We start from the raw sequence: 15,933 nt of genomic DNA, 5'->3' as shown, positions 1-15,933 counted from the left end.
CTCGGGGCGATCGGGCCACCTCGTACCCTTGACTCATGCTGAACCGTACCGACCTGCGTGGACAGGTCCCGTCCGTTGCCGAACTCAGGAGCACGCTCCCGCGTGCCGAGTACGACGTGGACGCGGCGCTGCATCACGTCCGGCCGGTGGTCGAGGCGGTCCGCGATCGCGGGGTCGACGCGGTTCTCGAGTACACCGAGAAGTTCGACAAGGTCCGCCCCTCCGGTGTCCGGGTGGCCGCGGCGGAGCTCACGAGCGCGCTTGCGAACCTGGACCCGGCCGTCCGCGAGGCGCTGGAAGAGTCCATCGTCCGCGCCCGGAAGGTGCACGGCGATCAGCGCCGCCAGGACGTCACGACCGAGGTCGTCGACGGCGGCACCGTCACCGAGCGCTGGATCCCGGTCGAGCGCGTCGGGCTGTACGCGCCGGGCGGGCTCGCGGTGTACCCCTCGACCGTGGTGATGAACGTCGTCCCCGCGCAGATCGCCGGCGTCGGCACGCTCGTGCTGTGCTCACCGCCGCAGGCCGCGTTCGGCGGGCTCCCACACCCGACGATCCTGGCCGCAGCCGAACTGCTCGGCGTCGGAGAGGTCTGGGCCGTCGGCGGCGCGCAGGCCGTCGCGCTGCTCGCGTACGGCGGCACCGACACCGACGGCGCGACGCTGGAGCCGGTCGACATCGTCACCGGGCCCGGCAACATCTACCTCACCGCGGCCAAGCGGCTGCTGCGCGGCATCATCGGCATCGACTCCGAGGCGGGCCCGACCGAGATCGCGATCCTCGCCGACGAGACCGCCGACCCGGTGCACGTCGCCGCCGACCTGATCAGCCAGGCCGAGCACGACCCGCTCGCCGCGAGCGTGCTGGTGACCACGTCCGAGGAACTCGCGGACGCCGTCGACAAGGAACTCACCGGCCGCGTCGCCGCGACCAAGCACTCCGAGCGGGTGACGGAGGCCTTGGGCGGCAAGCAGTCCGGCGTCATCCTGGTGTCAGGAGTGGACGACGGCCTCCGTGTGGTCGACGCGTACGCCGCGGAACACCTGGAGATCCAGACCGCGGACGCGCGGGCGGTGGCGGCCCGCGTGCGCAACGCGGGCGCGATCTTCGTCGGGGCGTACGCGCCGGTCTCGCTCGGCGATTATTGCGCCGGGTCGAACCACGTCCTGCCCACCGGCGGGTTCGCGCGGCACTCGTCCGGGCTTTCGGTGCAGAGCTTCCTCAAGGGCGTGCACGTCGTCGACTACAGCGAGGACGCGCTGCGCGAGATCGCCGGCCGCGTCGTCGCGCTGGCCAACGCCGAGGACCTGCCCGCGCACGGCGAGGCCATCACGGCGCGGTTCGAGGGGGAGCGGGCATGAGCATCGGTGAGGAGATCACGCTCGACGCGCTCCCGCTGCGGGAGGACCTGCGGGGCAAGACCCCGTACGGCGCCCCGCAGCTGGACGTGCCGATCCGGCTCAACACCAACGAAAACCCGTACCCGCCGCCGGACGCGCTGGTCGCCGACGTCGCCGAGGCCGTCCGCGCCGAGGCCGCTTCGCTGCACCGCTACCCGGATCGTGACGCCGTCGCGTTGCGGCAGGACCTCGCGGACTACCTCGCGGTGTCCACCGGCGTGCTGGTGTCGGAGTCGAACGTGTGGGCCGCCAACGGGTCCAACGAGATCCTGCAGCAGATCCTGCAGGCCTTCGGCGGCCCCGGCCGGTCGGCGCTGGGCTTCGAGCCGTCGTACTCGATGCACCCGATCATCTCGGCCGGCACCCGCACCGACTGGCTGCCGGTGCCGCGCCGCGACGATTTCAGCCTCGACACCGAGAAGGCGGCCGCGCTGGTGCGCGAACGCCGTCCGGACATCGTCTTCGTGACCAGCCCGAACAACCCGACCGGCGGGTCGATCCCGTTCGGTGAGCTGCGCGGGGTGCTCGACGCGGCGCCGGGCATCGTGGTGGTCGACGAGGCGTACGCGGAGTTCTCGTCGCAGCCGAGCGCCGTCGAACTGCTCGAGGAGTACCCGGCGAAGCTGATCGTTTCGCGCACGATGAGCAAAGCGTTCGCGTTCGCCGGTGGACGGCTCGGGTACCTCGCGGCCGCGCCCGCGATCGTCGACGCCCTCCAGCTGGTGCGGCTGCCGTACCACCTCTCGAAGCTCACGCAGGCCGCCGCACGGGCCGCGCTGCGGCACGCGGACGCCACGCTCGCCTCGGTCGCCAAACTCGCGGCCGAACGCGACAGGGTGGTGGAAGCGTTGCTGGGCTTGGGATTCACGCCGGTCCCGAGCGACGCGAACTTCGTCCTCTTCGGACGGTTCGCGGACGCGCCCGCGACCTGGCAGTCCTATTTGGACAACGGTGTGCTGATCAGGGACGTCGGTATCGAAGGACACCTGCGGGTGACCATCGGGACGCCGGAAGAGAACGACGCCTTTCTCGAGGCCAGCAAGGAGGTGCCGCGATGAGTCGCGTCGGCAAGGTGGATCGCACCACCAGGGAATCGTCCATTTCGGTCCAGCTCGACCTGGACGGCACGGGGCAGGTGGAGATCGACACCGGTGTCCCGTTCTACGACCACATGCTCACCGCGTTCGGTGTGCACGGCTCGCTCGACCTCAAGGTGCAGGCGACCGGTGACGTGCACATCGACGCGCACCACACCGTCGAAGACACCGCGATCGTGCTCGGCCAGGCGCTGCGGCAGGCGCTCGGCGACAAGAGCGGCATCCGCCGGTTCGGCGACGCGTGGATCCCGATGGACGAAACCCTCGCGCACGCCGCGATCGACGTCTCCGGGCGCCCGTACTGCGTGCACCTGGGCGAGCCGGAGCAGTTCAACAGCTTCACCATCGGCGGGAACTACCCGTTCGTGCTGACACGGCACGTGTTCGACTCGCTGTCGTTCCACGCCCAGATCGCGCTGCACGTGCGGGTGCTGCACGGCCGGGACCCGCACCACATCGCGGAAGCGGAGTACAAGGCCGTCGCGCGCGCTTTGCGTGCCGCCACCGAGCCGGACCCGCGGGCGGGCGGCATCCCGTCCACGAAGGGCGTCCTCTAAACCCGTGTTTCGTCCTCTGAATGCGGTCCTCGCACGCGCAAGGACCGCATTCAGAGGACGAATCGCGTGGTGCGCACCCGGCGGGGTCGGGTGGCCGCGAGTGTGGCAGCCTGGCGGGCATGAGTAACACGACCATCGCCGTGCTGTTGTTCGCGCTCGGCGGCTTCCTGATCGGCGGCGTCTACGCGACCTGGAAGAGCGTCAAGTTCATGGCCGTCGTCCTGGGGATCGGCGCGGTGCTGGCGGTCGGCGGCGCCATCGCCTGGCTGACCTGACCACCGCGTAAATCGGCTGCGTGCCGTGACGACGACGGGCATGCTGTCCGTCATGTCCGGAAACCCGCGCACGGTCGCCGAAGTCGTCCGGCTCCAGCGATCGGGGAGCCGCGTCAAGTTCCTCTTCTTCTGGGGTCATCAGCCTCGGCGTGACGGCACGATCGGGCCGGAATGCTTCAGCCAGTGGTGGCCTGCCCGGTTCACCGCGGACGGCGAGACGTTTCCGACGGCCGAGCACTACATGATGTGGCGCAAGGCGATCCTGTTCGACGACGCCGAGAGTGCCGCGCGAATCCTCAAAGCCCGGCATCCGCGTGAGGCCAAGGCACTGGGGCGCGAAGTACGGGGATTCGAGCAGGGCCGCTGGGAGGACGAGCGCTACGGCATCGTCCTCGCCGGAACGGCCGCCAAGTTCGGGCAGCACCCGCCCCTGCGCGACTTCCTGCTCGGCACCGAGAACCGGGTGCTGGTCGAGGCCAGTCCGCTGGACGCCGTCTGGGGCATCGGGCTCGCGGCCGACCATCCGCATGTCGACAAAGCCGAACGCTGGCGTGGCCTGAACCTGCTCGGTTTCGCGTTGGGCGAGGCCCGCGCAGAGCTGAAGGGGACTTTCCCCGCATGACATGCGAGGAAAGTCCCCTTCACCGCGTCTGACGCGGGTAAAGCGTCCTTCAGCTCCGCACCAGCTCACGCTCGTCAGGAGCGTCCAGCTGCTTCGCGAGCTTCTCGCCTTCGACATCGACGTCCGGCAGCACGCGATCCAGCCACTTCGGCAGCCACCAGGCGCCGCGTCCGAGCAGCGACATCAGCGCCGGCACGATGGTCATCCGGATCACGAACGCGTCCACCAGCACGCCGAAGGCCAGCGCGAACCCGATCGACTGGATCAGCGAGGACTCCGCGAGGACGAACCCGGCGAACACGCTGATCATGATCAGCGCGGCGGCGACCACGACCCGGGAGCCGTGCCGGAAGCCGGTGACCATCGCCTGCTGCGGGTCGGCCCCGTGGACGTATTCCTCCCGCATCCGCGTCACCAGGAACACCTGGTAGTCCATCGCGAGCCCGAACAGCACACCGATCAGCAGGATCGGCAGCATGCTCATGATCGGCCCGGTCGTCTTCACCCCGAGCAGGTCGGTGAGCCAGCCCCACTGGAACACCGCCACCACGGCGCCGAACGTCGCGACCACGGAGCCGAGGAAGCCCAGCGTCGCCTTCAGCGGAACCACGATCGAGCGGAACACCAGCATCAGCAACAGGAACGCGAGCCCGACGATCAGCGCGAGGTAGGGCAGCATCGCGTCGGCGAGTTTCTCCGAGACGTCGATGTTGGCCGCGGTCTGCCCGGTCACCGCCAAAGACGCGCCGGTGGCCGACCCCAGTCCCGCGTTCAAGCCGCGGATGTCACTGACGAGGTCTTCGGTCGCGGTGCTGCTCGGACCGCTCTTCGGGATGACGGTCAGCAGTGCCAGGTCGCCGTCGCGGTTGGTCTTCGGCGGCGTGACGATCGGCCGCTCGGGGAGTCCGCCGATGCCCGCGGCGGCCTGCTGGAGCGCGGCCTGCCGGTCGGTGCTGCCGCCGAGGTCGACGACGATCACCAGCGGGCCGTTCGCGCCTTCGCCGAAACTGCGCGCGACGGTGTCGTAAGCCTTGCGCTGGGTGGAGTCCGGCGCGGCGGTGCTGTCGTTCGGCAGGCCGAGCTGCATGCTCGCGGCCGGGACGGCGACGATCGCGAGCCCGGCGATCGCGGCGATCAGCACCGGGACCCGGTGCCGGGCCACGAAACGCGCCCAACGCTCGCCGTGGGTCGTCTCGCTTTCCTTGCGGCGCAAGCGGATCTTGCCGCCCGCCAGTTTGCCGCCCGCGAACCCGAGGATGGCGGGCAGCAGGGTGAGCGCGATGACGACCGCGATGGCGACGGTGATCGCCGCGGCGACCCCCATCTCGCCGAGGAACGGGATGCCGACGACGGTCAGGCCCGCCAGCGCGATGATCACGGTCAGCCCGGCGAACACCACGGCGGAGCCCGCGGTGCCAGTGGCTCGTCCGGCGGCCTCCTCGGGTTCCCGCCCGAGCTTCAATTCGTGCCGATAGCGGGAAACGATGAAGAGCGCGTAGTCGATGCCGACGGCGAGGCCGATCATCAGCGCGAGTACCGGCGTGTTCGTGTTCAGTTCCAGGAAGCCGGACGCCGTCGTGATGCCCGCCATGCCGATGCCGACGCCGATGAGCGCGGTCAGCAGCGGGATCCCGGCCGCGAGCAGCGAGCCGAAGGTGATGATCAGGACGACGGCGGCGACTGCGACACCGAGGCCTTCGGTGGCGTTCGTGGCGGGCATCGCCTGGACGGCATCACCGCCGAAGTCCACGGTGTACCCGGCGGCCTTGGCGGAGTTCGCGGCGGCCATCAGGCCATCGCGGTCGGTGTCGGTGAGCTCGAAGCCCGGGACGCGGTAGCTGACCTGGGCGAGCGCGACGTGCTTGTCGGGCGAGATCGCCTGCACCTGCAGCGGGTCGACCACTCCGGCGACCTTCGGCGCGTCCTTGAGCCCGGTGACGAGGCCCGCGATCGCCGCCTGTCCGGCGGCGTCGGTGATGTCGCCGGGCGTCGAGATGACGACGCGCGCTGTCGCGCCACCGGCGGCGGCCTCCGGGAACCGGTCCGCGAGCTGGTCGATCGCCTTCTGCGACTCGGTGCCGGGGATGGTCACCGAGTTCGAAAGCTGGCCGGACAGGGTCAGCGCCCCCGCGCCGAGGGCCACCAGGACAGCGGCCCACACCGCCGCCACCAGTGCCCGGCGCCGGAACGAGAACCGGCCCAGGCGGTACAGGAAGCTGGCCACAAACATCTCCCGTTCACTCGATCAGGTTCATTCCAAGCTAGCCGATCGGCTAGGGAGCTACAAGCCGATCGGCAAGTGTGTGACTAGCCGCACGGCTAGTACTCGTTTGGCCTGGCGGCCACGCTTGACGTAATCTCCGACGGCTGAACGAGGAGGGATCATGGACGTCGTCCACGCGGAGGACACCCGCACGCGACTACTGAACACGGCGTTGCGGTTGTTCACCGAACACGGCGTGGAAGGCACCTCGCTGCAGATGATCGCGGACGCCCTCGGCGTCACCAAAGCGGCCGTGTACTACCACTTCAAGACGAAGGCGGAGATCACCGAATCCGTCGCCGAGCCCGTGCTGCTCGAGCTGGAGGGCATCGTCGACGACGCCCGCGCCCAGCGCACGCGCGGCGCGCAGATCGACCACCTGCTCGACGGTTTCGTCGACCTCGTGGTGCAACACCGCTCGCTGGTCGCCCTGTTCTCCAGCGATCCCGGCATCGCCCGCGCGATCGAGAAATCCGTGCACAGCTCGGACAGCTTCAAGAACAGGCTGCTGGAGATCCTGGTCGGCCCGGATCCGGATCTCACCGCGATCGTGACGGCCCAGGTGCTGCTGGCGGGGATCGCCGTCGCCGGCGGTTCGATCGAGGTCGCGTCGCTCGACGACGAGACGCTGCGCGAAACGCTCCTCAGTGTCGCCCGAAAGCTCTACAACCGCCCGCGCCGCCGCACCACGTGACCGATGTGTTCAAGACAGGCGCCGCGATCCACCCGACCCTGTCTTCATGAGCATCGATCTGAAGTCGGCGGCCACCTTCATGGCCACCCAGGCCCGTCTGCTCGACAGGCGGCGTTTCGAGGTCCTCTTCCAGGACGGTGACCCGGCGGCGGCGCTCGCCGCGCTGGAGGGGTACCGCAACCCCGATGGCGGCTACGGCCACGGGCTCGAACCCGACTGCCGCTCGGCGACCAGCCAGCCTGGCGGCGCGCTGCACGCTTTCGAGGTCTTCGCCGACATCGGCCCGGAGACCAGCCCGCGCGCGGCCGAACTCTGCGACTGGCTCGCCTCGATCTCCCTGCCCGACGGCGGGATCCCGTTCGCGGTGCCGATGCCGGATTCCATCGGCAGCGCGCCGTTCTGGGCGAGCGCGGACCCGTCGGTCTCCTCGCTGCAGATCACCGCGATCGTCGCGGTCACCGCGCAGCGCGTCGCGGCGCACGATCCCGCCGTCGCCGCGCATCCTTGGCTGGCCAAGGCCAAGCGGTACTGCCTCGACGAGATCGAGAAGCTCGACGAGGCACCGCACGCGCTCGTGCTCGCCTTCGCGATGAAGCTGGTGGACGCGCTGGGCGACGCGCGCCTGGTCGAGAAGCTCGGGCGGTTCGTCCCGGCCGACGGCGTGGTCGCCGTCGGCGGCGGGGTCGAGGGCGAGGCCATGCGCCCGCTCGATTTCGCCCCGCGGCCGGACGGCCCGGCGCGGAAGCTTTTCCGGCCGGAGGTCGTCGAAGCGGATCTGCGCCGGGTGGCGGGCGGGCAGCACGAAGACGGCGGCTGGCGGGTCGACTACACCAGCTATTCGCCCGCGGCCGCGTTGGAGTGGAACGGGCTGTTCACCGTGGGCACGCTGGGGCTCCTGCGGAACAACGGCCTGGCTTAGGAAAGCGTTTTAGGGGAGCCTGCGTAGGAATTCCGGCGGAACCGCGGCGGCGAGCCAGACACCGTTCGCGCTCACCTGGAATTCGTGCCCGGCGGCCGCCATGCCCCGCGCGTCGACGAGGAGCACGACCGGGACACCGCGCCTTCCCCCGACCGTGCGCGCGGTCTCGATGTTCGCGGAAAGGTGCACGGCGTGCCGGTTCATCGGCCGGAGCCCCTCGTGCAGGATCGCGTCCAGGAACCGGGACACGGTGCCGTGATAGAGCACGCCGGGCGGGGTGGCGGCCGGTAGCGCGAGGTCGACGTCGACGCTGTGGCCCTGGTTGGCGCGGATCCGCTGCCCGCCTTCGTCGAAGGCGAAACGTCGTTTGTCGTTGCCCTCGACCACTTCGCCGAGTTCGGCGCGAGTGAGGGTCAAGCCGTTGCGCCGCAAGGCGGCCAAGAGCGTCTCGACTTCGACCCAGCCGTCGGAGGTCAGGGTGATGCCGATGTCACCGGGCGCGTGGCGCAGGTGCCGGGAGAGCCGTTTCGAGGCTCGGATGAGGTTCTTCTTGTCCATTTCGCGTACCAGTGACGCACATCCGGTACCCGCGTGGCAACGGAATTCAGATGCCGCCCTCGGAAGCCGGGCGCAGTTTCCCCGCGCCGGGGCCGAAGCGGGACATCTGGTCGTCGGCGTTGTAGAGCCCGCAGCTGCGCAGGGACAGGCAACCGCAGCCGACGCATCCGGTCAGCCTGTCCCGCAGGCGCTGCAGCGCGTCGATCCGCGCGTCGAGTTCGTCCTGCCAGCCCCGCGAAAGGCGGGCCCAGTCGGCCTTGGTGGGGGCGTGGTCCCTCGGCAGGCTCTCCAGCGCCGAGCTGATGTCGTCCAGGGTGAGGCCGACCCGCTGCGCGGCGCGGATGAAGGCGATCCGGCGCAGCACCGAACGCGGATACCGCCGCTGATTGCCCGCCGAACGCTCCGAGCTGATCAGCCCTTTGTCCTCGTAGAAACGCAAAGCCGTGTGGGGCACGCCGCTGCGGTCGGCGACCTGTCCGATGCTCAGGTGTTCAGCCAGTCTCGTCACGTCGCCAGGCTAGCCTTGACTTCGACCTAAGTCGAGGTTGCACGCTCGTTTCATGACCACCGACACCAAGACCGGCTACGAGGATCTGCCGCGGCTGATCTCGCTGATGACCGGGGACGAGAAACATCAGGCCGCCGCGGAGTCCACTGTGGACGTGCTGTGGGTGCTCTACGACCGCGTGCTCGACATCACCCCGGAGACTTTCCGCGATCCCGGCCGCGACCGCTTCCTGCTGTCGAAGGGCCACGGCCCGATGGCCTACTACGCTGTGCTGACGAAGAAGGGCTTCATCCGCGAGGACGAACTAGCGGACTGGACCTCGGCCGAATCACGCCTGGGGCACCACCCCGACAGGGTCCGCCTGCCCGGCGTCGAGATCGCCAGCGGCTCGCTCGGGCACGGTCTCCCGCTGGCCATCGGCACCGTTTTCGGGCTGCGCGCCAAGGGCTTCCGTGACGCCAAGGTCGTCACCCTGCTCGGTGACGCGGAACTCGACGAAGGTTCCAATCAAGAGGCCATCGCGGTCGCGGGCCGCATCGGCATGCCGCAGCTGACCGCGGTCGTCATCGACAACTCCTCGGCCACCCACGGCTGGCCCGGCGGGATCGCGCGCCGGTTCGAGGTCGAGGGCTGGACGACCCGCACCGTCGACGGCCGCGATCACGACGCGCTCCACGAAGCCTTCACCACACCTCATCCGGACCGGCCGCTCGCCGTGATCGCGACCGTCGAGCGAAAGGCCTGAAACCGTGAACATGCGCGAAACGTTCCTCGACGCCGTCACCGAGGCCCTCGACACCGACCCGAACGTCGCCGTCGTGCTCGCCGACATCTCCGCGGCACAACTCGCCTTCGCCGCCCGGAAACATCCGGACCGGGTGCTCAACGTCGGCATCCGCGAGCAGCTGATGATGAGCACCGCGGGCGGGCTGGCGCTGGCCGGGATGCGCCCGATCGTCCACACCTTCTCGTCGTTCCTCGTGGAGCGGGCGTTCGAGCAGGTCAAACTCGACCTCGGGCACCAGAACGTCGGAGCCGTACTGGTGTCTTCGGGCGCGTCCTACGACATGCCGACCGCCGGGCGGACGCACCAGGCGCCCGGAGACGTCGCCCTCGTCGACACACTGCCGGGCTGGACCGTGCACGTGCCGGGTCACCCGGAAGAGGCACGGCGGCTGCTGCTCGAGTCCATCCCGGGTGACGGGCGGGTCTATCTCCGGCTTTCCGCGCAGGAGAACGCGAAACCGCATCTGGGCGCCGGGCTGCGGACGTTGCGCGAAGGCGGCCGAGGTGTCGTGGTGGCGGTCGGGCCGATGCTCGACCGGGTCATGGAGGCGACCGCCGATCTCGACGTGACCGTGCTCTACACCTCGACGGTCCGACCGTTCGACGCCGCCGGGCTGCGCTCGGCTGTCGAAGCCGCGGGCACCGCCGACGTCGTGCTGGTCGAGCCGTACCTCGCGGGGACGTCCGCGCACGCGGTGGGGAGCGCGCTGTCCGGGACACCGCACCGGCTGCTTTCGCTCGGCGTCCGGCGCGACGCCGAGGTGCGGATCTACGGCGAGATGGCCGACCACGACCTCGCGCACGGCCTCGACGCCGGTTCGATCGCCTTGTCGGTCAAGGAATTCCTCCGCTAGCGTGTCCGGCTTTCGAGCACGCGGAGCTCAGCGGAAGGCGGCGAGCCCGGTGACCGACTGACCGAGCGAGAGCGCGTGCATCTCTTCGGTGCCTTCGTAGGTCAGCACGGTTTCGAGGTTGGACATGTGCCGCATCACCGGGTACTCCAGCGAGATCCCGTTGGCGCCGAGCATGGCGCGGGCGGTCCTGGCGACCTCCAGCGCGGAACGGACGTTGGCGAGCTTGCCGAAGCTGACGTGGTTGTGGTGCAGCGTCCCGGCGTCCTTGAGCCGTCCGATCCGCAGCGCGACCAGCCCGGCGCGGTTGACCTCGACGACGAGGTCGGCGAGTTTGCGCTGGGTGAGCTGGAACCCGGCCAGCGGTTTGCCGAACTGCTCCCGGCTCAGCGTGTACTCCAGCGCGGTTTCGTAGCAGGAACGAGCGGCGCCGACGACACCGAACAGGATCCCGTAGCGCGCCTCGTTCAGACAGGACAGCGGCCCTCGCAGCCCCCGGACCTCGGGGAACGCCGCCGACTCGGGCAAACGGACGCCGTCGAGCACGAGTTCCGCGGTCAGCGAGGCCCGCAGCGAAAGCTTGTGCTTGACCTCGTTCGCGGTGAAGCCCGGCGTGTTCGTGGGGACGACGAAGCCGCGCACGCCGTCGTCGGTCTGCGCCCAGACGACCGCGACGTCGGCCACGGTCCCGTTGGTGATCCACATCTTCGTGCCGCTCAGCACCCAGTCCGAGCCGTCGCGCACCGCGCGGGTCCGCATGGCGCCGGGATCGCTGCCGGCGTCCGGTTCGGTCAGGCCGAAGCAGCCGAGCGCCTCACCGGCGGCCATCCGCGGCAGCCACTCCCGCTTCTGCTCCTCGGTGCCCCATTTGTGGATCGCGTACATCGCCAGCGAACCCTGTACCGAGACGAAGCTGCGCAACCCGGAGTCGACGGCCTCCAGTTCGCGGCAGGCGATGCCGTAGGCGACGGCGCTGGTCCCGGCGCAGCCGTAACCCTCCAGGTGCATGCCGAGCAGCCCGAGCTGCCCGAACCCCTTGGCGAGTTCGGCGGCGGGCAGAGCGCCCGTTTCGTACCATTCGGCGATGTTCGGCAAGAGCTGGTCGTGCGCGTAGGAGCGCACGGCGTCACGGATGGCCCGGTCCTCTGCGGTGAGTTCGGCGTCGAGATCGAGGAAGTCGCGCGGATCCGGGCTGCTGCTCATGCGGTCACTCCTGGTCGGCTCGGTGAGGCGTGGCTCCATGAAGAAAACCACACACCGGACCGGAGTCGAGTGTCAGCGATCGCGCCATCCGGTGGTCTTCGTCACCTGAACCGATGCCGAGACCGCCACCGCGGGGGCGGAGCGCTGCTTCTGCTTGGGGATCAGCAGCTCCGCGAAGGTAGGGAAAGGCACGCTGTCGATGTCCTCACGCCAGGCGTGGAGCAGGCAAGTCAGTTCGTCGGCGTCCTGCATCGTTCCTCCAGAAGTGCAGGGCGGTCCTGCGCCGGCCTTTCACTCGGAGGCCTTATTACCCAGTCGAGTGAAGGTCGAAACAGGGAATCCGCAGAAAATCCGGTCCGCTAACCTGGGCGCGTGGCTACTCCTCGCGTGGTGATCCTGGACTACGGGTCCGGCAACCTCCGGTCCGCCGAACGCGCCGTCGAGCGCGCGGGCGCAAACGTCGAGGTCACCGCCGATCCCCATGCCGCGCTCGAGGCGGACGGCCTGGTCGTCCCCGGCGTCGGCGCCTTCTCCGCCTGCATGGAGGGGCTGCGGTCGGTGTCGGGGGAGAAGATCATCGGGAAGCGCCTCGCCGGTGGCCGTCCCGTGCTGGGCATCTGCGTCGGCATGCAGATCCTGTTCGAACGCGGCGTCGAGCACGGCGTGGAGGCCGAGGGTGCCGGCGAGTGGCCCGGCACGGTCGACAGGCTGGAGGCCGACGTCCTCCCCCACATGGGTTGGAACACCGTCCGTGCCCCCGAGGACTCGCAGTTGTTCGCCGGGCTCGACGAGGACGCGCGGTTCTACTTCGTGCACTCCTACGCCGCGCGGACCTGGGAACTGGACTCCGGCCTCGCCGGGCAGCAGCCCAAGGTGACCTGGGCGAACCACGGCCAGGACTTCGTCGCCGCCGTCGAGAACGGGCCGTTGTGGGCGACGCAGTTCCACCCGGAGAAGTCCGGGGACGCCGGGGCGCACCTGCTGCGCAACTGGCTCGAGACCCTCGCTTAGAGTGGGCGCGTGACTTTCACGCTCCTTCCCGCCGTTGATGTGGCCGATGGCCAGGCCGTGCGACTCGTCCAGGGCGAGGCCGGCACCGAAACCTCCTATGGCAGCCCGCTGGAGGCGGCGCTCGCCTGGCAGCGTGACGGGGCGGAGTGGATCCATCTGGTGGACCTCGACGCCGCTTTCGGCAAGGGCTCCAACCGCGAACTGCTCGCCGAGGTCGTCGCGAAGCTCGACGTCCAGGTGGAGCTGTCCGGCGGCATCCGCGACGACGCCTCGCTGGAGGCCGCGCTGGCCACCGGTGCCCGCCGGGTCAACCTCGGCACCGCCGCGCTGGAGGACCCGGAGTGGACCGCGAAGGTCGTCTCCTCCTACGGCGACCGTGTCGCCATCGGGCTGGACGTGCGGATCACCGAGGCCGGGCACCGGCTCTCCGCCCGCGGCTGGACGCAGGACGGCGGTGACCTCTGGGAGGTCCTCGACCGGCTCGACCGCGACGGCGCGCAGCGCTACGTCGTCACCGACGTGAGCAAGGACGGCACCCTCCAGGGCCCGAACATCGACCTGCTCCGCGAGGTCGCCGCCCGCACCGACGCGCCGGTCATCGCCTCCGGTGGCGTGTCCAGTGTGGACGATCTCCGCGCACTGGCCGCGCTGGCCCGCGACGGCGTCGAAGGCTCCATCGTCGGCAAGGCGCTCTACGCCGGGGCGTTCACCCTCCCCGAGGCGCTCGCCGCCGTCGCGGAGTTCTGAGCTTTACCTCCCGGGTAATCGACGCCAGGCCCGCGTTCGGTCAGGATTCCTTTCAGGACAACAAACCTGGGAGGACATCATGACCGCGTACGGCATCGCCCACCTTCGCCCCACCAGTGCTCTGACCGAGGAGGTCTTCGAGTACCTGGAGCGGATCCAGGACACGCTCGACCCCTTCGGCGGCAAGTTCCTCGTGCACGGGGCCGAGGTCGAGGTCGTCGAAGGGGAGTGGCCTGGAGCCCTGGTGATGATCGGGTTCCCGAGCCTGGCCGTGGCACGCGAGTGGTATGCGTCGCCTGCTTACCAGGAGATCCTGCACTTGCGGGCGCTCCAGGCCTCGTGAGTGGTAAAGACGGTTAGAACCATCTTTGCCACTCACGAGGCCCCAATCATTCCGCCAGCTTGATCGCGATTCCCACGGTCCGGTCCTTCGGGCCCCGCAGCTTGCTGAAGAACATCGTCACCTGCCCGGTGATCCCGTACTTCCGCGCGATCACCTTGCGCACGCGTTCGGTCCCGTCGAGGTCCAGCAGCCGCGCCTCGCCGGTGACGACGTCGCCGTGGGTCTTGGTGCCGCGGAGGTCGCAGGCCTGCAGTTCGACCCGGCCGCTGTTGCGGATGCGCTTGACCTTGCCGGCCTTCCTCTCGGACCAGAGCACCAGCTCGCCACCGTCGCCCGCGGCCCAGACCGGGGTCGGCACCGGGGTGCCGTTCTTGCGGAAGGTGGTCAGGACGACGTATTTCTCGGCGGCGATCCGCTCGAACTCCGATCCCATGCGGAGAGTCTAAGCTGCTCAGAGGCTAGGGGGTTCGACGACGCAACGTCGCCGCGCCGAGGACCAGCGCGGCCAGGGCGCACGCCCCGACGACGAGCAGGTTCCGGATCAGCGTCGCGTCCACGGTGCCCGAAGCGGTGACGTGGGTGAGCGCCTCGACGGCGTACGAAAGCGGCATCACGTCCGAAAGCCGGTTCAGCAGCCAGCCCATCTCCCCGCGGGGTACGAACAGCCCGCACAGCAGGATCTGCGGCAGCACGAACAGCGGCATGAACTGCACCGCCTGGAACTCCGTCCGCGCGAACGCGCTCACGAACAGGCCCAGCGCCATCCCGAGCAGGGCGTCGAGGACGGCGATGAGCAGCAGCATCCCGATCGAGCCCGCGATGTCGAGGCCCAGCCAGGCGAGTGAGATCCCGGTCGCGACGCCGACCTGCACGATCGCGATCGAGCCGAACGCGATCGCGTAGCCGAAGAGGAGGTCGAGCCTGCCGATCGGCAGGGTCATCAGGCGTTCCAGCGTCGCCGTGGTGCGTTCGCGCAGTGTGGTGATCGAGGTGATCAGGAACATGATCAGGAACGGGAAGACGCCCAGCAGCGCCGGGGCCACGCGGCTGAACACCGCTTCGGAGTTGAAGACGAAACGCAGCAGCACCATCAGCAGTGACGGGACGACGATCAGCATCGCGACGGTGCGCGGATCGTGCCGTAGCTGCAGGAGGATGCGGCGGGTCGTGGCCAGTGTCAGGGCGGGATTCATGACGGGGTCGCCTCGGTTTCGCGGACCAGTCGCAGGAACGCCTGCTCCAGATCGGTCGTCCCGGTGCGTTCCCGCAGCCCGGCCGGCGTGTCTTCGGCGAGGATCCGGCCATCGCGCATGAGCAGCAGGCGATCGCATCGCGCGGCTTCGTCCATGACGTGGCTGGACACGAGCAGCGTCGCCCCGCCGTCGGCGAGAGCGCGGAACAGCGACCAGAGTTCGTCGCGGAGCACGGGATCCAGGCCGACGGTCGGTTCGTCGAGGACGAGCAGTTCGGGTTTCCCGAGCAGTGCGACGGCGAGGTTGGCACGGCTGTGCTGCCCGCCCGAAAGCGAGCCGACCAGCTTGCCCGCGTGGTCGGCGAGACCGACCTCGTCGATCACCCTGTCCACATCGGACACCGGTGCGCGGAGGACGGAAGCGAAATAGCGCAAGGCTTCCGTGATGGTGAGGTCGGCGTAGACGGCCGGGTTCTGGGTGGCGTAGCCGATCAGCCGCCGCAATGGCGGGCTGCCCGCGGGATGGCCGAGTACGGTGACCTCGCCCGCCGCGACGATCTGCACCCCGACGATCGCGCGCATCAGCGTCGTCTTGCCGCAGCCGCTCGGCCCGAGCAGGCCGGTGATCCGGCCTCGCGGCGTCTCGAACCCGATGTCCCTGACGACCTCGCGGCCGCCGCGGACCACCTGCAGACCGGTCACGGAGATCGCCGAATTAGCCATACGTTTAATTCTGCGCCCGTTGAGAAGCGCGAGTCAAGAGGGCGCGTCTCGTGAGTGGCGAGCGGGGTTATCGAGGGGTAGAGCAAGGGCGCCGGGTCGAGGTGGCCAGCGAGAGCGCGAGGTGTCACTCAGAGTGAGGGGTGTGTGGAAATAGGGACGTTCAACGTCCCTATTTCCACACACC

General features: G+C 69.5%; 19 protein-coding genes and 1 pseudogene. 12 read left to right on the top strand and 8 right to left on the bottom strand.

Features of this window, described 5'->3' with window-relative positions; all coding sequences use genetic code 11:
• Positions 1 to 35 precede the first annotated feature (35 nt).
• From hisD to ACZ6YV_RS28845, 5 genes are all read left to right on the top strand, one after another.
• Positions 36 to 1,361 (top strand): histidinol dehydrogenase, encoded by a 1,326-nt coding sequence (gene hisD / locus ACZ6YV_RS28865; protein WP_465512590.1) that lies wholly within the window; start codon positions 36 to 38, stop codon positions 1,359 to 1,361.
• Positions 1,358 to 2,458 (top strand): histidinol-phosphate transaminase, encoded by a 1,101-nt coding sequence (locus tag ACZ6YV_RS28860; protein ID WP_465512589.1) that lies wholly within the window; start codon positions 1,358 to 1,360, stop codon positions 2,456 to 2,458. Before hisD ends, ACZ6YV_RS28860 begins: the two co-directional genes overlap by 4 nt.
• Complete coding sequence (hisB, locus tag ACZ6YV_RS28855) at positions 2,455 to 3,054, top strand: imidazoleglycerol-phosphate dehydratase HisB (RefSeq protein WP_005155296.1); 600 nt, start codon at positions 2,455 to 2,457, stop codon at positions 3,052 to 3,054. Before ACZ6YV_RS28860 ends, hisB begins: the two co-directional genes overlap by 4 nt.
• A 119-nt stretch (positions 3,055 to 3,173) precedes the next feature.
• A complete protein-coding gene (locus ACZ6YV_RS28850; protein WP_465512588.1) occupies positions 3,174 to 3,329 on the top strand; it encodes a hypothetical protein in 156 nt (51 codons plus the stop codon).
• A gap of 52 nt (positions 3,330 to 3,381) precedes the next feature.
• Entirely contained in the window at positions 3,382 to 3,951 is a 570-nt protein-coding gene (locus tag ACZ6YV_RS28845; protein WP_465512587.1) for an NADAR family protein, read from the top strand.
• A gap of 49 nt (positions 3,952 to 4,000) precedes the next feature.
• Here the strand turns inward: ACZ6YV_RS28845 and ACZ6YV_RS28840 are convergent, their stop codons facing one another.
• Positions 4,001 to 6,175 (bottom strand): MMPL family transporter, encoded by a 2,175-nt coding sequence (locus ACZ6YV_RS28840; RefSeq protein WP_465512586.1) that lies wholly within the window; start codon positions 6,173 to 6,175, stop codon positions 4,001 to 4,003.
• 160 nt (positions 6,176 to 6,335) lie between these two features.
• On the opposite strand from ACZ6YV_RS28840, the gene ACZ6YV_RS28835 reads away from it, so the two are divergent.
• Complete coding sequence (locus ACZ6YV_RS28835; protein WP_465512585.1) at positions 6,336 to 6,908, top strand: TetR/AcrR family transcriptional regulator; 573 nt, start codon at positions 6,336 to 6,338, stop codon at positions 6,906 to 6,908.
• 46 nt (positions 6,909 to 6,954) lie between these two features.
• Positions 6,955 to 7,827: a prenyltransferase/squalene oxidase repeat-containing protein gene (locus ACZ6YV_RS28830; protein WP_465512584.1), complete on the top strand. Its 873-nt coding sequence runs from the start codon at positions 6,955 to 6,957 to the stop codon at positions 7,825 to 7,827.
• Between the two features lie 9 nt (positions 7,828 to 7,836).
• On the opposite strand, the gene ACZ6YV_RS28825 is transcribed toward ACZ6YV_RS28830, so the two are convergent.
• The gene (locus tag ACZ6YV_RS28825; protein ID WP_465512583.1) at positions 7,837 to 8,385 is read right to left on the bottom strand and encodes an RNA 2'-phosphotransferase; all 549 of its coding nucleotides are present in this window, start codon (positions 8,383 to 8,385) and stop codon (positions 7,837 to 7,839) included.
• Positions 8,386 to 8,431: 46 nt separating this feature from the next.
• Positions 8,432 to 8,893, bottom strand: a complete 462-nt coding sequence (gene soxR / locus ACZ6YV_RS28820) for a redox-sensitive transcriptional activator SoxR (RefSeq protein ID WP_378246693.1) — start codon at positions 8,891 to 8,893, stop codon at positions 8,432 to 8,434.
• A gap of 52 nt (positions 8,894 to 8,945) precedes the next feature.
• Between soxR and ACZ6YV_RS28815 the strand changes: the two genes are divergently transcribed.
• A complete protein-coding gene (locus tag ACZ6YV_RS28815; protein WP_465512582.1) occupies positions 8,946 to 9,638 on the top strand; it encodes a transketolase in 693 nt (230 codons plus the stop codon).
• A 4-nt stretch (positions 9,639 to 9,642) separates the two neighbouring features.
• Complete coding sequence (locus ACZ6YV_RS28810; protein WP_465512581.1) at positions 9,643 to 10,533, top strand: transketolase family protein; 891 nt, start codon at positions 9,643 to 9,645, stop codon at positions 10,531 to 10,533.
• A 27-nt stretch (positions 10,534 to 10,560) separates the two neighbouring features.
• Here ACZ6YV_RS28810 and ACZ6YV_RS28805 read toward each other — a convergent pair whose 3' ends face one another.
• The gene (locus tag ACZ6YV_RS28805; protein WP_465512580.1) at positions 10,561 to 11,733 is read right to left on the bottom strand and encodes an acyl-CoA dehydrogenase family protein; all 1,173 of its coding nucleotides are present in this window, start codon (positions 11,731 to 11,733) and stop codon (positions 10,561 to 10,563) included.
• A gap of 72 nt (positions 11,734 to 11,805) precedes the next feature.
• A complete protein-coding gene (locus ACZ6YV_RS28800; RefSeq protein ID WP_465512579.1) occupies positions 11,806 to 11,985 on the bottom strand; it encodes a hypothetical protein in 180 nt (59 codons plus the stop codon).
• A gap of 135 nt (positions 11,986 to 12,120) precedes the next feature.
• Here ACZ6YV_RS28800 and hisH point away from each other — a divergent pair, with 135 nt between their 5' ends.
• The 3 genes and pseudogenes from hisH to ACZ6YV_RS28785 form a co-directional block, all read left to right on the top strand.
• Entirely contained in the window at positions 12,121 to 12,744 is a 624-nt protein-coding gene (hisH, locus tag ACZ6YV_RS28795; protein WP_465512653.1) for an imidazole glycerol phosphate synthase subunit HisH, read from the top strand.
• Positions 12,745 to 12,753: 9 nt separating this feature from the next.
• Complete coding sequence (gene priA, locus ACZ6YV_RS28790; protein ID WP_101609431.1) at positions 12,754 to 13,491, top strand: bifunctional 1-(5-phosphoribosyl)-5-((5-phosphoribosylamino)methylideneamino)imidazole-4-carboxamide isomerase/phosphoribosylanthranilate isomerase PriA; 738 nt, start codon at positions 12,754 to 12,756, stop codon at positions 13,489 to 13,491.
• A gap of 79 nt (positions 13,492 to 13,570) precedes the next feature.
• A pseudogene (locus tag ACZ6YV_RS28785) lies at positions 13,571 to 13,819 on the top strand (DUF1330 domain-containing protein); the annotation flags it as partial.
• A gap of 61 nt (positions 13,820 to 13,880) precedes the next feature.
• On the opposite strand, the gene ACZ6YV_RS28780 reads toward ACZ6YV_RS28785, so the two are convergent.
• From ACZ6YV_RS28780 to ACZ6YV_RS28770, 3 genes are read right to left on the bottom strand one after another with little or no spacing between them, the layout of a single operon-like run.
• Positions 13,881 to 14,267, bottom strand: a complete 387-nt coding sequence (locus tag ACZ6YV_RS28780) for a PPOX class F420-dependent oxidoreductase (protein WP_465512578.1) — start codon at positions 14,265 to 14,267, stop codon at positions 13,881 to 13,883.
• 25 nt (positions 14,268 to 14,292) lie between these two features.
• The gene (locus tag ACZ6YV_RS28775; RefSeq protein ID WP_465512577.1) at positions 14,293 to 15,027 is read right to left on the bottom strand and encodes an ABC transporter permease; all 735 of its coding nucleotides are present in this window, start codon (positions 15,025 to 15,027) and stop codon (positions 14,293 to 14,295) included.
• Positions 15,024 to 15,749 (bottom strand): ABC transporter ATP-binding protein, encoded by a 726-nt coding sequence (locus ACZ6YV_RS28770; RefSeq protein WP_465512576.1) that lies wholly within the window; start codon positions 15,747 to 15,749, stop codon positions 15,024 to 15,026. The genes ACZ6YV_RS28775 and ACZ6YV_RS28770 overlap by 4 nt, the downstream gene beginning before the upstream one ends.
• Positions 15,750 to 15,933: the final 184 nt, after the last annotated feature.

The organism is Amycolatopsis sp. NPDC102522 (genome assembly GCF_055584485.1).
The sequence above is the reverse complement of the archived record's forward strand: the minus strand, read 5'-3'. Positions and strand labels throughout refer to the sequence as shown.

What these genes read in the sequence shown, in the direction of transcription:
- ACZ6YV_RS28805 (WP_465512580.1), bottom strand. Translation starts at nt 11,733, where the DNA reads ATGAGCAGCAGCCCGGATCCGCGCGACTTCCTCGATCTCGACGCCGAA.
- ACZ6YV_RS28770 (WP_465512576.1), bottom strand. Translation starts at nt 15,749, where the DNA reads ATGGCTAATTCGGCGATCTCCGTGACCGGTCTGCAGGTGGTCCGCGGC.
- ACZ6YV_RS28860 (WP_465512589.1), top strand. Translation starts at nt 1,358, where the DNA reads ATGAGCATCGGTGAGGAGATCACGCTCGACGCGCTCCCGCTGCGGGAG.
- ACZ6YV_RS28835 (WP_465512585.1), top strand. Translation starts at nt 6,336, where the DNA reads ATGGACGTCGTCCACGCGGAGGACACCCGCACGCGACTACTGAACACG.
- ACZ6YV_RS28775 (WP_465512577.1), bottom strand. Translation starts at nt 15,027, where the DNA reads ATGAATCCCGCCCTGACACTGGCCACGACCCGCCGCATCCTCCTGCAG.
- ACZ6YV_RS28800 (WP_465512579.1), bottom strand. Translation starts at nt 11,985, where the DNA reads ATGCAGGACGCCGACGAACTGACTTGCCTGCTCCACGCCTGGCGTGAG.
- ACZ6YV_RS28825 (WP_465512583.1), bottom strand. Translation starts at nt 8,385, where the DNA reads ATGGACAAGAAGAACCTCATCCGAGCCTCGAAACGGCTCTCCCGGCAC.
- ACZ6YV_RS28815 (WP_465512582.1), top strand. Translation starts at nt 8,946, where the DNA reads ATGACCACCGACACCAAGACCGGCTACGAGGATCTGCCGCGGCTGATC.
- ACZ6YV_RS28850 (WP_465512588.1), top strand. Translation starts at nt 3,174, where the DNA reads ATGAGTAACACGACCATCGCCGTGCTGTTGTTCGCGCTCGGCGGCTTC.
- hisB (WP_005155296.1), top strand. Translation starts at nt 2,455, where the DNA reads ATGAGTCGCGTCGGCAAGGTGGATCGCACCACCAGGGAATCGTCCATT.
- ACZ6YV_RS28830 (WP_465512584.1), top strand. Translation starts at nt 6,955, where the DNA reads ATGAGCATCGATCTGAAGTCGGCGGCCACCTTCATGGCCACCCAGGCC.
- hisD (WP_465512590.1), top strand. Translation starts at nt 36, where the DNA reads ATGCTGAACCGTACCGACCTGCGTGGACAGGTCCCGTCCGTTGCCGAA.
- ACZ6YV_RS28845 (WP_465512587.1), top strand. Translation starts at nt 3,382, where the DNA reads ATGTCCGGAAACCCGCGCACGGTCGCCGAAGTCGTCCGGCTCCAGCGA.
- ACZ6YV_RS28780 (WP_465512578.1), bottom strand. Translation starts at nt 14,267, where the DNA reads ATGGGATCGGAGTTCGAGCGGATCGCCGCCGAGAAATACGTCGTCCTG.